At 74.1% G+C, this 316-nt stretch carries 1 pseudogene; it reads right to left on the bottom strand.

The features are described from left to right. Nucleotides 1-316: pseudogene (locus JHD62_RS22765) on the bottom strand (hypothetical protein); the annotation flags it as partial.

Here is a 316-nt window from a genome sequence, read left to right as displayed (position 1 = left end):
CCCCCCCCCCCCCCCCCCCCCCCCCCCCCCCCCCCCCCCCCCCCCCCCCCCCCCCCCCCCCCCCCCCCCCCCCCCCCCCCCCCCCCCCCCCCCCCCCCCCCCCCCCCCCCCCCCCCCCTTTTCCAGCAGAAGACGGCATACGAGATTATTGCGTTCGTCTCGTGGGCTCGGAGATGTGTATAAGAGACAGCCTTCCACCACGTATACCAGGGTGTCGCTGCCCAGCTGGCGGATGGTTTCGGCCAGCAGGGTGGTTTTGCCCGAACCGGGGCTGGACACCAGATTCAGCGCAAAGATGCCACGGTCGCGCAGCCAC

The sequence above is a fragment of the Aquitalea sp. ASV11 genome, assembly GCF_016429185.1.
Classification (GTDB): Bacteria; Pseudomonadota; Gammaproteobacteria; order Burkholderiales; family Chromobacteriaceae; genus Aquitalea; species Aquitalea pelogenes.
This window is presented reverse-complemented; position numbering and strand designations above follow the sequence as displayed.